The following is a 14,824-nucleotide window of genomic DNA, read 5'->3' as shown; positions in this document are numbered from 1 at the left end:
AACCTTACTTATGACAGGTACTTTCCTACAATAGGCATCCTTCGGCCCATACCAAATGCTTTTGGCGATACCCGGAGTATAGGCGGGGTTTGATAACGTTTGTGTTCGGCCAGGTTGGTCAACCTGATCACCCGGCGAACTATCGCTTCGTCATAACCCATTTTAATAATATCAGTTGATGAACGGCGATTCTCAATGTACTCGGCCAGGATCTTGTCCAGGATATCGTATTCAGGTAAGGAGTCGGTATCCTTTTGATCTGGTCTGAGCTCCGCTGATGGCGGTTTTACAATAGAGTTGATCGGAATGATCTCCTTGTCACGATTAATGTAACGGGCCAGTTCAAAAACCTGTGTTTTGTAAACATCGCCAATTACGGATATACCGCCGCACATATCACCATATAAAGTGCCATAGCCTACCGCTGCTTCGCTTTTATTGCTGGTGTTTAGTAAGATATAACCAAACTTATTGCACATAGCCATCAGCAATATAGCCCGGCTACGCGATTGTATATTTTCTTCGGCTATGTTGAAGGGCAGATTATGGAATTGCGGGTGCAGTGCTGTTTCAATGGCTTCGGTGATATTTTTGATCGGAACCAATTCGCTTTTGCAACCTAGGTTATTCACCAGGTCCTCGGCATCTTTTAAAGAATGATCGGTAGAGAAACGCGATGGCAGCAATACGGCCATCACATTTTGAGCACCCAAAGCTTCTGTTGCCAGGGCGCATACCACGGCTGAGTCGATACCACCAGAAAGACCCAGGATAGCCTGCTTAAAGCCCGATTTATGAAAATAATCACGAATACCCAATATAATAGCCTGGTGTATCTGCTCAATATCGGCAGGGCGCTCGGTTTTCAGGGTTGAAGGATGATCAAAATTAATAGAGGCATCATCATTTAAAGTATAGTACGCCAGGTTCTCTTCAAAATATGGCAGTTCATCTATCAGTTTACCGGTATTATCAAAAACCAATGATCCGCCATCAAATATCAATTCTGTTTGTGCCCCAATCTGGTTTACATACAGCAATGGTAAATGGTAACGGCTGGCATTATCGCTCAAAATGGCAATACGTTCCTCGTCGTGGTTATAAGCAAATGGCGACGCGGCTATATTGATCATCACATCAGGCTGCTGATGGATCAGGCTATCCATTGGCCGGGTAATGTATAGCGGATTTTCGATGGTATTCCAAAGATCCTCGCAAATAGTAAGCGCTATCTTTTTGCCTTTGAACTCAATGCAGTTAAACTCCGTTGAAGGTTCAAAATAGCGATACTCATCAAATACATCATAATTGGGCAGCAGCGCTTTGTTTACCACAGCTTTTACCTGGCCGTTTTCAATGAAGTAGGCGGAGTTGTTCAGATCTTTCCCTTCATCTTTATGATTATACGTCGGCAAGCCGATGATACAGGCAATATCGGTACAAACAGCAGCTATCTTTTTAGCAGATTCCTCGCACAGATCAATAAACTCATCAAACTCTAAAAAATCACGTGAAGGGTAGCCCGAAACGCATAGTTCGGCAAACACCACCAGGTCGGCGCCGTTTTGTTTTGCCTTTTGTATATGGTCGATAATTTTGGTTGTATTTGATTCGAAATTACCTATATGATAGTTAAGCTGGGCTAATGCGATTTTCATGAGTAGTATAGTAACGTATTAATGCAAATAAAAATTATTTTTGCTCAAAGGATAAAGATGATAAACCCCCGGCTCAAAGCAAAGCAAATTTACTTAATTTTTTCCATCGCCCTGATATTCGCGTCATGCGGGCGCAACAAAAAGGTTGATGTCAGTAATATAAATATTGAAGTTAAGGTTGAACGCTTTGATCACGACTTTGATGCCATGCGTACCAAGCCAATGAGCGCGCAAGCTGTATATCTGCAGCAAAAATATGGCGCGTTTTACCAGGACTTTATCAGTCGGATGCTACAGGCGGGCACCACTAATGATACGGCTTATTTTAAGACCCTTCACGAGGTTTTTAAGGGCAAAGCTTACATAGACCTGAAACATGATGTAGACGCCGCATACCCCAACATGGATGCGCAGAATGCCTCCCTTACCCAGGCTTTTAAATACATTAAATATTACTATCCGCAAAAAAGGCTGCCCAAAGTTTATGCTTATTTTTCGGGTTTCCAGGCACAAACTTCTATTGGTGATGGCTATTTTGCCATCGGGCTCGACCTGTTTCTGGGAGCCGATTCCCGGTTCTACCCTGCCCTTACCAACGCGTTCCCGCATTATTTGTCCAGACATTTTACCCCCGAAAACATTACCCCGCGTGTGGTTGAAGGTATTGCCCGCGAGGATATGTTCCCGGAGGACGATAATAATAAATCGATGCTCGAAAAAATGGTATACAACGGCAAGATCATGTATTTTATGGATCAGATACTACCCGATGTTGGCGACACCACCAAAATTGGCTATACCACAACGCAGCTTAAATGGTGCGAAGATTTTAAAGCAAAAATATGGGCTTATTTTTTAGACGAAAATTTGCTTTACGAAACTGATTACCCTAAAATTCAAAAATATTTTACCGAAGCTCCCTTTACCCCTGGTCTGGGCGAAAAAAATGAGTCGGCACCCAAACTGGCAGTCTGGACGGGTTGGCAGATTGTGCGGGAATATATGGACAAACACCCCGAAGTTACGTTGCCACAATTAATGGCCGAAAAAGACGCGCAGAAGATATTGAATCAATCGAAGTATAGGCCGAAGTAGATGTGCAGATATGCAAATGATTGATAGGTCTGTAACCAGGCAATAAAAAAACAGCCTCTCTGAAATTCAGAGAGGCTGTTTTTTTATTTGAGATTCATCTGCACATCTAAAATTTGCACATCTGCATATCTTATCTTATTTGATAATCTTGAAAACAGTTCTTAAACCTATTGCCACACCTACAATGAGTAATAAGTTAGCTATCCATGAAAAATAAGTTGAATTTTCATCACCAGCAAAACGAATGAAAACACCTGTTATGCCAATAGCGATAGCTAAAACCAATATTTTATAATGTTGTTCTGAATTAGCGTTTTGTGTAGAATCCATGGTACTTTGTTTAATGTTGGGCAAAAATAGAAATGTTTACGGAATTTACCACCAATTTTTTAGGATTTTATCGTGTCGGGTAATATTGAATATTTTCTTCTATAAAAACGGATCAATAGCAAGATACTTATACCTGCCAGGATAAATACCCAAAGATTAGCGATCACTAAAATCGCTTCCATAAAAAGGTGCCAGCCATTGGCAAATGACCCTGCTAACCGGCTAAAGAAAGGTAAATTATAAGCCGACGGATCATCATTGGCAATATGCTCCTGAAGAATAGTGTTGCTTTGGTAAAAGCTCAATGTAATAATGCTGTATTTTACCGCAGCATCAATTTTAAGGTTACCTATCTGTCCATCAACCATATCGTCTTTCAACAATAAAACATTCACCGGATTCTTGATCGTAACTTTTCCTTTTTTCTGTTGATCTACCAGCTCCTTCCGACTATTCAGTTTCAGCTTCGCGGATAAGAAGTCCAGGGATTTATCTTCAATATCCATTTTGCGCATAGTAACATACATGCCCATATGTGCTACTTCGGTCATAAACTCTTCCAGGTGTTCGGAAGGTATTTTAACAGTCATATCAGCAGTTGTATTAAAAGAGGATACCCGGTTAACAGAATCGTCGGTGATCCTGAAATCCTTGCTGTCCCTTACTGTCGATTCCATTTGATGGTGCATCACCATGCCATTATTTTTGACTGTCGATGCTGTTATCTTCTCGGCTGTTTGTTGTACGTTTTTTACCTTGAAACGCATATCTGCGGTTTTCACCAGTTTTGGAGAAGCCGTTGAATCCATTGTAGCTGAGGCAACCGTATCGGCTGCGCTATTGTTAATTGCTTCATAATGTGAGCCCGAACCCTTACAAGCGCCCAGCAGCAAGACGGCCGCCAATGGCAGCAGTAAAATTTTTGTTTTCATGTTGTTGTTAATTTTTTTGGTTACTATTGATACCAAAAAAGGGATTTAGGTAACCCTTGGCAAAGAGAATCAAGAGGTTAGAGTCAAGAATTAAGATCAACTAACAAAAAATATTATTGCAAGGGGTAATGATAGCAGGAGATAAAAACAAAAAAGCCCGGATAGCCCGGGCTTTTTAAATATGATTACGGGGAATAATTATACTCCTAATAATAACCTTGCAGGGTCTTCCAGTAATTGTTTTACACGTACCAGGAAGCTTACTGACTCACGGCCATCGATGATACGGTGATCATAAGATAAGGCCAGGTACATCATTGGGCGAATAACTACTTGTCCGTTTACGGCAACCGGGCGCTCAATAATGTTGTGCATACCCAATATAGCCGATTGTGGCGAGTTTAATATCGGGGTTGACATCATAGAACCAAACACACCACCATTAGTGATGGTGAACGTACCGCCTGTCATTTCAGGGATGGTCAGTTTATTTTCGCGGGCTTTACCGGCTAATACCACGATTTCCTTTTCGATTTCGGCCAGGCTCATACTATCAGCATTACGGATCACCGGAACTACCAGGCCTTTAGGGGCCGATACAGCGATAGAGATATCGGCAAAATTGCTGTATACCACTTCTTCGCCTTCAATACGGGCGCCAACAGCAGGCCAGTCTTTCAGGGCTTCGGTAACCGCCTTGGTAAAGAACGACATGAAGCCTAAGCCCACACCATGTTTCTCTTTAAATTTATCTTTGTATTTACCGCGCAATTCCATGATCGGCTGCATATCCACCTCGTTAAAGGTAGTTAACATAGCCGTTTCATTTTTAACAGCAACCAAACGTTTGGCAACTGTTTTACGCAGTGAGGTCATTTTTTCGCGTTTTTCGCTTCTTTCGCCTGCTGGTACAGCAGGTGCTGCAACAGGTGCTGAGGCTGCAGGTTGTGCGGCAGGTTTAGCTGGCGCAGTTTGTGCGTTCAGGGCATCGCCTTTAGTGATACGGCCATCAACACCGGTTCCGTTTACACCTTTAGGGTCAACACCTTTTTCGGCCAGTATTTTGGCAGCTGCGGGTGATGGGGTACCGGATGCGTAAGTTACCGCGCCAGCAGCTGTAGTAGGTGCTCCACCACGTGGCGACTCATCTGTAGCGCTTACAACAGCAGGCGTTACAGGTATAGCCTGTACAGCAGCACCCGAACCTTCAATGGTACAAACAACCGCGCCAATAGGCAATACATCACCTTCCTTGGCTATGGTTTTTAACACACCTGCTTTTTCAGCAGTTAATTCAAATGTTGCTTTATCTGATTCCAGTTCGGCAAGGGGCTCATCCATTTCAACGGCATCGCCATCCTTTTTGATCCAGCGCGATAAAGTAACTTCGGTTATTGATTCGCCCACAGTAGGCACTTTAATTTCTATTGAACCGCCACCTGTTGCAGGTGCTGCGGCAACCGGGGCCGGAGCAGGTGCATTAGCCACAACTTCGGGCTGTGGTTGAGCTGCAGGAGTACTTTCCTTTGCAGGAGCAGCAGCGCCGGCACCTTCTTCAATATTGGCAACAACAGCGCCAATAGCTAATGTATCGCCTTCTTTGGCAACTGTTTTTAAGGTACCTGCTTTTTCGGCAGTCAATTCAAAAGTGGCTTTGTCCGATTCTAATTCGGCAATAACCTCATCCATTTCCACGTGATCGCCATCTTTTTTCTTCCAGCTTGATAGGGTTACTTCTGTTATTGATTCGCCTACCGGCGGAACTTTGATCGCTAAACTCATATTTTAGTAATTGTATATTTTAAAGGTGATACGTTAGACGTTTTAAGTTGTACGTTTTGTGGGTTACGTATAACGTACCACATAAAACGTATTACAGAACTTAATCCGCTCCGGCATCAGCCATTTTTTTTGTTGTCTTTTTTATTGCTTCTTTTACCACTTTACCGGCAGGTGCTTCAAATGCTTTGGAAACAATATATGCTTGTTGAGCGGCATGTTGTTTGGCAAAACCTGTAGCCGTACTGCTGCCCTCGATGCGTGAAATTACATTAAGGTTGATGACCTTATCATTATGGAACTTACGGCATATATACGGCCATGCACCCATATTTTCGGGTTCTTCCTGTACCCAGATAAACTCGGTGGCTTTATCGTATTTGGCTTTAATTTTTAATATCTGAACAACAGGTGTAGGGTATAATTGTTCTACACGCACAATAGCTACATCCTTGCGTTTATCTGTCAGTTGTTTCTCCTGCAGATCGTAATATACTTTACCGGTACAAAGCAATACACGTTTTACTTTTTTAACATCAGCATAAGTATCGTCTATCAATTCATGGAACTTACCATTGGTAAATTCATCAATTGGCGATACACATTTAGGACTACGCAGCAAGCTTTTTGGTGTAAAGATGATCAATGGCTTGCGGAAATCGCGGTGCATTTGCCTGCGCAGGATATGGAAGAAGTTGGCAGGTGTGGTACAATTAGCCACCTGGATATTATCATCGGCACAAAGCTCCATGAAACGCTCTACACGTGCAGATGAATGCTCCGGACCTTGTCCTTCATAACCATGTGGTAACAACATGACCAAACCATTACCACGCTGCCATTTAGTTTCGGCGCTGGCGATGTACTGGTCAACAATGATCTGTGCACCGTTAAAGAAGTCACCAAACTGGGCTTCCCATATCGTTAAGGCATTAGGGTTTGCCAGGGCGTAACCATATTCAAAACCTAATACACCGTATTCGGACAATAAAGAGTTGAAGATACTTAGTTTAGCTTCAGTATCAATGGTAGCCAGCGGGGTATACTCATCTTCAGAATCAACCAGGGTTAATACCGCGTGACGATGAGAGAACGTACCACGTTTAACATCCTCACCACTTAACCTTACCGGGAAACCATCTTTTAACAGCGTGCCGTAAGCCAGCAACTCTGCCATAGCCCAGTCAAATACCTGGGTATTGTTTACCATAGCCCGGCGATCTTCAAATAGTTTTTCGATCTTTTTAAAGAAACCTTTATCTGCTGGCAGGGAGGTTATTTTATTACCGATCTCGATGATTTCTTCTTTAGGAACTGATGTATCAATAGCCGATACCAATTCTTTGTGGCTGGCTAAGTGCAATCCGCTCCAGGCGCCTTCAAACATAGCGATGGTTTCTGTAAACCTTTCCTCCGCTTTTGATTCATCCAGCTTTTGCTGTAGTTCATCACGGAAAGTTTTTTCCATTGATTTAAGCAGGCTGGCATCAATGCTGCCTTCGGCCACTAATTTATCATTATAAATGATCAGCGGATTTGGGTGCGCCTCAATGGCTTTGTATAATAATGGCTGCGTGAATTTTGGTTCGTCAGCCTCATTGTGACCGTATCGACGGTAACATAAGATATCAATAAACACATCTTCGTTAAACACCTGGCGGTATTCCATAGCCAGGTTAACTACGTATGACAGCGCTTCTACATCATCTCCATTAACATGGAAAACTGGTGAAAGCACAGTTTTGGCCACATCAGTACAATAAGTACTGGAACGGGCGTCTTTATAATTGGTGGTAAAACCTATCTGATTATTGATCACCAGGTGAATGGTACCACCTGTGCGGTAGCCATCCAGTTTTTCCATTTGTAAAACTTCGTAAACAATTCCCTGGCCAGCTACAGAAGCATCGCCATGGATCAGTATCGGGGCAATCTTAGAATGATCGCCATTGTATTTAAAATCGATCTTTGAACGGGTGATACCTTCAACAACAGGGTCAACCGCTTCCAGGTGCGACGGATTTGGACAAAGGCTCAGGTGAACTTTTTTGCCATTGGAGGTAGTTACGTCGGTTGAGAAACCCAGGTGGTACTTAACATCGCCACCAAAAGGTGATTCAGAATCAAAGTTTTTACCTTCAAATTCAGAGAATACCTCTTTGTAGGTTTTCTCCATAATGTTGGTTAACACATTCAACCTGCCGCGGTGGGCCATACCGATGATAAACTCTTCGATACCCAGATCGGCACCTTTTTTTATGACTGAATCCAATGATGGAATCAGCGCTTCGGCACCTTCCAATGAAAAGCGTTTCTGGCCCAAAAACTTGGTTCCCAAAAAGTTTTCAAAGGTTACCGCCTCATTGAGCTTATCCAGCATCAATTTCTTTTCGTCAACAGTAAATGAAGGCGTGTTGCGGTTGCTCTCCATCCGGTCCTCAAACCATTTTAGTTTAATAGGGTTACGGATATACCTGTATTCGGCACCAATGGCGCGGCAATAGGTATCTTCGAGCAACTGGCGAATATCGCGCAGGGTAGCAGCACCCAAACCAACTTCAACACCAGCATTAAATACGGTATCCATATCGGCTTCGCTCAGACCAAAAGTCTCCAGCTCTTTACCTGGGAAATAATGACGGCGCTCACGTACCGGGTTTGTTTTGGCAAACAGGTGACCGCGTGAACGGTATCCGTGAATCATATTGAGTACATTGATCTCTTTTAAAAAGTGATCAGGAGTTTTGTCACCTACACTTGGCGCGGTTGTTCCGACAGGGGCTTGCGTGTCCTTGCCAAAATCAAAACCTTCAAAAAATTTCTGCCATCCATAATCCACCGATTCGGGATCCTGTTTGTAGCTGTCGTATAGGGTATTAATGTAGTCTGCGTTGCCGCTATTGATATAATTGAGACGATCCATGAGAAACTGATCTTTAAAACGGTACAAAAGTAAGCATATAGGCTTATATACTTCATAATTAATTGTAAAGAAATTTTACATCTGCCTAATATTGGTGTCATAACACGCAAAACCGGGCAAAGTGTTATTATGAGATATCGAATTGAGGTAATAGTTTAACCGAGATAGTGGATATTTGGTCAGGCCCCTACCAGGTCACCGGCCTCATCAATGGTGGAGTGTTGCCAGGTGGTTACAAAATCGCTCTCGGCATCTTTAGCTTGCATGGCGGCTATGGTGTATTTACTTTCTTTGGCATCATTCACCCCGGCAATAAAGGCCCAGTTACCCCAGTTGCTGGCCGGAGAGTAATCGATCAGCTTTTCTTCAAAATAAACCGCACCGCGGGTCCAGTCGGCTTTGAGCTCATGTACCAGGTAGGTGGCTACTATTTGCCGGCATTGATTACAGATATAACCAGTAGCATTCAGCTCGTGCATACAGGCATCAATAAACGGAACACCCGTTTCGCCATGTGCCCATTTATTAAAATCCAGTTCATTAACGGCTATGTCTGCCTCATCGTTTTCCGCGTTTTTGGCTTTGATGAATTTTTGCCCGTGCTTTTTAAACATAAACCTGAAATAGTCGCGCCAAAGCAGTTCCAGTTTCAGCATACTGGCATTTTGCGCATAACTATCGCCGCTATGCTTAAATATTTCCCAATAAACCTGCCTTGGCGATATACAACCTACAGACAGCCACGGTGATAATTTTGAAGAATTAGTAACGCCGCCCCGGGAACCTTTCGGCTTAACCGACTGCTCACTTTGCGAAAAATATTTGTGCAGTTGTACCAAAGCCGCAGTTTCGCCACCCTGGAAATAGTTGGTAGCTCGTGGATCATCAATAGGTTCATCCAACCCCAATTGCTGCAGGGTAGGTAGTTCGCCAGCATCTGTTATTTCTGGAACAATAATATGTTCAGGTGTTGGTACACATGGGCGCACATTACTATCTCGTTCTACCTTTTTCTTAAATACGGCGAAGCTATCCGGAATGTCCTTTATTGGGAATGGCAGGTCTTCTTTATGATACAGCGTATGACCGATAAAATGTTTGAGGTTAAGCCTCAGTTTCCACAAAGCGGTTTCTACTTGTTCAGATATTTCAGTTTCCTCATAAGCTACCTCCCGGTGATGATACACTTCGTTTACCTGGTATTGCTCGGCCAATTGCGGTAATACTTCGGCCGGGTTGCCGGTTCGAATGATCAGTTCAGCACCATAACCTTGTAAGTTCTTACGCAGATCGGCCACAGCTTCGATCAGGAAACGTGCCCTGAAATTGCCTGTTTTGGAAGTCCCAGAAGCAGTTCGCTGAAAATAATAAGGATCAAAACAATATACGGGCAGCACTTTATCAGCCTTACGAACAGCCTCTAACAAGATTTCGTTATCGTGTATCCGCAAGTCATTTCTGAACCAAACCAATATCGTCTTTTCACTCATCGTTAAACAGGGAGTTAACTGAATTAATGCAGACCACAAATTTGCAATTTATTTGTGTCATAAACACACTTTGTTGCAATATTTGACACCGTTTCAACATTTTTTCTGTTTTGAAGACAGTTCTAAATGCTCTTTTTTAAAAGATCCTGAATTACTTATTAGGGATAAATATAAGTTATATCTCTAATAATACAATAGCTTGGTGCCCCCTGTAAAAACTTTTTAAACCTTTTATTTTAACACTTTTTTAGTCAAAACAGGCTAAAAAGGCCCGCTAATTACCCATTTTAACAAAGCTTTAACGCCATTTTAACACTTTTTAACAAATTTTTGATGGGTTTTGAAAGGTTTAAAAAGTATTAAATTGTTGATATTCAAATAACTATATAAAAAATGGTTGTTTTTGGCCTTGTTTTTCCCTTAACTAAACAGCCCGGTTCTCCTTTTTGATCAGGAAAACCGGGCTGTTTAGTTGTATAAATATACCGAAAATTTGTGAGGTAAACAAACACCCATTCTTCAGCACCGCCTACGGCATCCTAATTTGTGCTATATAAAACTCAACTATTATCAGCTTGTTTAATGTAGCCCTTTATCAAAACACACGGCGCGGTGATAACGCCACACGAGCTGAACTGAAAGCTATTTATGCTTATCTTATCGGCTGTATTTTCCAATTCATCTATTTACTCTGACCGAACGACGATTACATCTGGCGATACAAGGAACAGTTTCTACCTTCGATATAATTTAAATCATGATGAAAACTCAACCAACATGGTCACGACGGGAATTTCTTACGGCCATCACCGTAGCAGGGGGCGGGTACCGCGATGATGATGAATCCGCTCGCAACATGGGCTATCGACGAGGTGGACCCACGAGTGGCTAAGATCGTTGCCGACACGATCGGTATCGACACGCATAATCATATCGACGTCCCCCTCACCCCGACCGAAGTGCCTGGTCCAAACATCGACCTGGCCGGCGAGATGAAACAATCGGGCTTATTGGCCATTTGTATGACATTCGCCCTCGACTATCAAAAATTACAAAAAACCGGAGAGGCCTATGAGCGGTTCCTGAACGGCTTAGCATCAATGGATCAGCAGTTAGCGCGCAACGGCATGAAGCGTTCCCTGAACCTGGCCGACCTCCAAGCAGCCCATAAGCAGCGCCAGCCGACCGTCATTCAATCAGTTGAGGGCGGCCACTTTCTTGAAGGACAACTGGATCGACTCGGGGAGGCCTACCACCGGGGCTTGCGACATCTCGGACTGCTGCATGACAGTGATGCGTCGGTGCCGCTGGGCGATGTTTATACGAATCCCGCACGTTTTGGGGGACTTACTGGCTTTGGGGCCGACATCATCAAGGAATGCAACCGGTTGGGCATTCTCGTCGACCTGGCGCACGCCAACTCAGATACGGTGGCCGCTGCCCTCAAATTGGCTACCCATCCGGTGATCATCTCTCATACCGGCCTCGATACCCAGTTGGGGCAGAACCAGTTCATGGCCCGTATGATGCGGCCAAGACTCATCAGCAAGGAGCAGGCTAAAATTGTTGCCGATGCTGGTGGCGTCATTGGTGTCTGGACACACCTGGCCGACACCCCGCTGGAGTATGCCCAAAATATCCGGGCTTTGGTTGATGTTATTGGAATTGACCATGTTTGCATCGGCACTGATACTAAGTTGACCCCGGCTTATAGAGCTGCCGGCAACTTTGGCCCTAAACCTGGTGAACCCGCCCCACAATCCGGCGGTGGTCAAAATGGCGGCAGGATTGGCGAACGCACCAACCAAGCCTGGCAGTACCAGAAATCCGAATTTTACTATACAGTCGTCGATGCGATGTTAAAGACTGGCTTTACTCCTGATGAAATCGGCAAGGTAGGCGGTGGCAACTTCTGCCGCGTGTTTGATGTCGCCACTGCTGGTCACCATTGACATTTAACTATTGGCGCGTTAAGTGGTGCGGTGGTAACATCGACCACAGGCTAAAAGGTTAGCTGTCTTGATGCTTAATTGACAAAACGATCAAAAGACTGCCAGTATTTATCTTTATAAATATCGAAGTCAAGCCCAAGGGAGACAGCATACTTTTGTTGTATGCGGTATAAAACCGTAGATGGTTTCCTGAAATCCTTACAGGCAAAATAGATCTCCCTGACACCGTCAACAGTTTCGCGGCCAATGTTCAGATAGCCATCATAATCTTTAAGATCAGCCATGATTTCGTCTTCAATGATGTTAAGCAACTGATAGGTTTGCTCATCGGGCATACCATTTCGACGACTGCCATCGTATTTGATCTCAATATTCAATATCCATGGATGAGAGGCTTTGCTTTCCCATCTCAACAGATCCATATTGATAATAGCCAGCATTTTATTGCCGCTCTGCAATTCAGCTTCCATCGCCGAGTAGCTATCCTGCTCGGTATCATGCCGTACGCCTTCATATTTTTCAATAAATTCTTTTTCGCGCCATATCAGAAAATCATTTAACTTTTCAATAGGCACCCGTTCTGCTTCCGCATCATCATTGCCAACAACGTTCAAGTTATCAATAGTGGTCACAAAGTTCAACTCACCTAAGAAATTATCCAGGAAAATATATACCCCAGTAGTAATGTCGTTTCTATTATTTTCATTCAGATCAGGGTGTACTATAGTCACATCGATCTCGTCAGGACGCCCCTCATTATTGTTAGGATAAAACCAAATATTATCCTTACTGAACTTGTAGCCAGCCATTTCAATGTAAGTATCCTGTATATTGGAAGGTGGTTTTAATGCCGTGAGTTTCCAGCCGTTGATTTCAGGAGCAGCAGCCACCAGTTCTTCCACAAAGTTTATATTTTTAATGTTGCCATCCGCGGTCAGTATAAGCTCTGCGGTGTTATCATTCATCATGCCAGTGAGAAAGAAGAAACCACTTTTAAGCTCATTGAGTTTGGGCGATAATTTGCTAAAAAAATTCTTTCTCAATATCCCCTTGCTGTTTAATCACATTAAAAAACGACTTCTCATTGCTCCGAAACCAGTTCCAGAAATCATCATATGTTTTTATGGACGTCTCTTTCTTTTTAAATATGCTTTTCAATAAACTCATTTGTTTGGGATATAGGTTGGTAACTAAAATACCAAAAGCAGGCAAATATTACAAGTTTAGGTTTAAAATCAATCTACAGCTAAGGTCTGCCATGTTATCCAACCAGAATTGATTAATCTTTTTATACTTTTCTGCTTGTGGTCGGTGTTATCACCACAGGCTAAATAATACAGACCTTGGACTGAATTTGATTAAATAATACAAGTATTTGCGGATCGGATTTTATCCTTAGCTTTATAATAAATGAGGAGTTCATAATATTTTGAACAACCAATAAACCAATACCAAATCATCATGAAAAAAGTATCATTCCTGTTATTCATGTTAACCTTTGCTTGCACTACAGCATTCGCACAATTAACTAAAGACCAGATCGTTGCCGAATGGACACGCGCCAAGGCATACACCAAAGCCTATCTGGATGCCATGCCTGCTGATGGTTACACGTTTAAGGCCACACCGGAGGTTCGCAGCTTTGCCGGCCAGATGCTGCATTTAGCCGATGACAACTACTTTTTTTTAAACAAAGTAAGCGATAAGCCAAGTCCGCTGGGTAAGGGCGTATCTTTAGAAAAAACCGTAGAGCAAAACAAAGAAGCGACAACCAAAGCCGTTTTAGATAGCTATGACTATGCTATCGGTGCGATACAGGGCATGACCGAATCACAATTCAGTCAAGAAGTAGCTTTGGGTAAGCTAAAATCGACCCGCGGCTTGTTATTGGTAAAAGGATTTGAGCATCAAACTCACCATCGCGGGCAAGCCACTGTTTACCTGCGCTTAAAAGGTGTAACCCCTCCGCCCGAAATGTTATTCTAACCGAATTAAAATTTGATTAATGCCACCCCGATGGGGTGGCATTTTTTTTGTATTCAAACCACAAAATTACGTTCTTGCCAGTATTATCCACCAACCAAAAAGTGACCTACATCACATAAATATTGCCTCCCTTTAAATGTGATGTAAGTCACACAGTCACCTGAATTTTCCTGCCTTATTTTGTTTCATAATGTTTAACCAAATAAAAACAAACAACATGAAACGTACAGCAAATGCTCATTGGAATGGCAACCTTAAAGAAGGTAAAGGACAAATATCTTCGCAAAGCACCATCCTTAACCAAACACCTTATTCGTTTAAAACCCGGTTCGAGTCGGGTATAGGTACCAACCCCGAAGAATTGATAGCAGCGGCACACGCGGGCTGTTTTACCATGTCGGTAAGCGCAGCGCTGGAGCGTGCAGGTTTTATAGCTAACGACCTGAACACCGAAGCCACGCTCGACGTGGATATGGCCGACCTTAGGATCACCGGCATTCACCTGGGTTTGAAAGCATCATCGATCGAGGGTGTATCAGCCGAAGCTTTTCAGCAAATTGCCGAAGGCGCTAAAGTCAACTGTATTGTATCCAAAGCGCTAAACGTGCCTATTACCTTAAATATTTTTTACCAATAATGAGGGAGATTTAATACCCTTATTCAGCCGATGGTGGGTGAT

At 43.2% G+C, this 14,824-nt stretch carries 11 protein-coding genes; 4 read left to right on the top strand and 7 right to left on the bottom strand.

The window, feature by feature from the left end; translation table 11 throughout:
• Positions 1-8: 8 nt before the first annotated feature.
• Complete coding sequence (locus AC57BQ_RS00270) at positions 9-1,658, bottom strand: NAD+ synthase (protein ID WP_496404395.1); 1,650 nt, start codon at positions 1,656-1,658, stop codon at positions 9-11.
• 57 nt (positions 1,659-1,715) lie between these two features.
• On the opposite strand from AC57BQ_RS00270, the gene gldB reads away from it, so the two are divergent.
• Complete coding sequence (gldB, locus tag AC57BQ_RS00265; protein WP_496404394.1) at positions 1,716-2,753, top strand: gliding motility lipoprotein GldB; 1,038 nt, start codon at positions 1,716-1,718, stop codon at positions 2,751-2,753.
• Positions 2,754-2,888: 135 nt separating this feature from the next.
• On the opposite strand, the gene AC57BQ_RS00260 is transcribed toward gldB, so the two are convergent.
• The 5 genes from AC57BQ_RS00260 to AC57BQ_RS00240 form a co-directional block, all read right to left on the bottom strand.
• Positions 2,889-3,083: a hypothetical protein gene (locus tag AC57BQ_RS00260; protein WP_496404393.1), complete on the bottom strand. Its 195-nt coding sequence runs from the start codon at positions 3,081-3,083 to the stop codon at positions 2,889-2,891.
• A 59-nt stretch (positions 3,084-3,142) separates the two neighbouring features.
• The gene (locus AC57BQ_RS00255; protein WP_496404392.1) at positions 3,143-4,015 is read right to left on the bottom strand and encodes a DUF4349 domain-containing protein; all 873 of its coding nucleotides are present in this window, start codon (positions 4,013-4,015) and stop codon (positions 3,143-3,145) included.
• 198 nt (positions 4,016-4,213) lie between these two features.
• Positions 4,214-5,797 carry a 2-oxoglutarate dehydrogenase complex dihydrolipoyllysine-residue succinyltransferase gene (gene odhB / locus AC57BQ_RS00250; RefSeq protein WP_496404391.1) on the bottom strand — a complete coding sequence of 528 codons (1,584 nt, stop codon included), beginning with the start codon at positions 5,795-5,797 and terminating at the stop codon, positions 4,214-4,216.
• Between the two features lie 100 nt (positions 5,798-5,897).
• Positions 5,898-8,717 (bottom strand): 2-oxoglutarate dehydrogenase E1 component, encoded by a 2,820-nt coding sequence (locus tag AC57BQ_RS00245; protein ID WP_496404390.1) that lies wholly within the window; start codon positions 8,715-8,717, stop codon positions 5,898-5,900.
• A gap of 179 nt (positions 8,718-8,896) precedes the next feature.
• Positions 8,897-10,207: a DASH family cryptochrome gene (locus AC57BQ_RS00240; RefSeq protein WP_496404389.1), complete on the bottom strand. Its 1,311-nt coding sequence runs from the start codon at positions 10,205-10,207 to the stop codon at positions 8,897-8,899.
• An 833-nt stretch (positions 10,208-11,040) separates the two neighbouring features.
• Here AC57BQ_RS00240 and AC57BQ_RS00235 point away from each other — a divergent pair.
• Positions 11,041-12,159 (top strand): dipeptidase, encoded by a 1,119-nt coding sequence (locus AC57BQ_RS00235; RefSeq protein ID WP_496404388.1) that lies wholly within the window; start codon positions 11,041-11,043, stop codon positions 12,157-12,159.
• A gap of 74 nt (positions 12,160-12,233) precedes the next feature.
• Here AC57BQ_RS00235 and AC57BQ_RS00230 read toward each other — a convergent pair whose 3' ends face one another.
• Entirely contained in the window at positions 12,234-13,202 is a 969-nt protein-coding gene (locus AC57BQ_RS00230) for a DUF695 domain-containing protein (protein WP_496404387.1), read from the bottom strand.
• 418 nt (positions 13,203-13,620) lie between these two features.
• On the opposite strand from AC57BQ_RS00230, the gene AC57BQ_RS00225 reads away from it, so the two are divergent.
• Positions 13,621-14,145 carry a DinB family protein gene (locus AC57BQ_RS00225; protein ID WP_496404386.1) on the top strand — a complete coding sequence of 175 codons (525 nt, stop codon included), beginning with the start codon at positions 13,621-13,623 and terminating at the stop codon, positions 14,143-14,145.
• A gap of 217 nt (positions 14,146-14,362) precedes the next feature.
• Positions 14,363-14,782, top strand: a complete 420-nt coding sequence (locus AC57BQ_RS00220; protein WP_496404385.1) for an OsmC family protein — start codon at positions 14,363-14,365, stop codon at positions 14,780-14,782.
• The last annotated feature ends 42 nt before the right edge of the window (positions 14,783-14,824 follow it).

This window comes from Mucilaginibacter sp. BGA-UO-ETr-C110 (assembly GCF_059567985.1).
The sequence above is the reverse complement of the archived record's forward strand: the minus strand, read 5'-3'. Positions and strand labels throughout refer to the sequence as shown.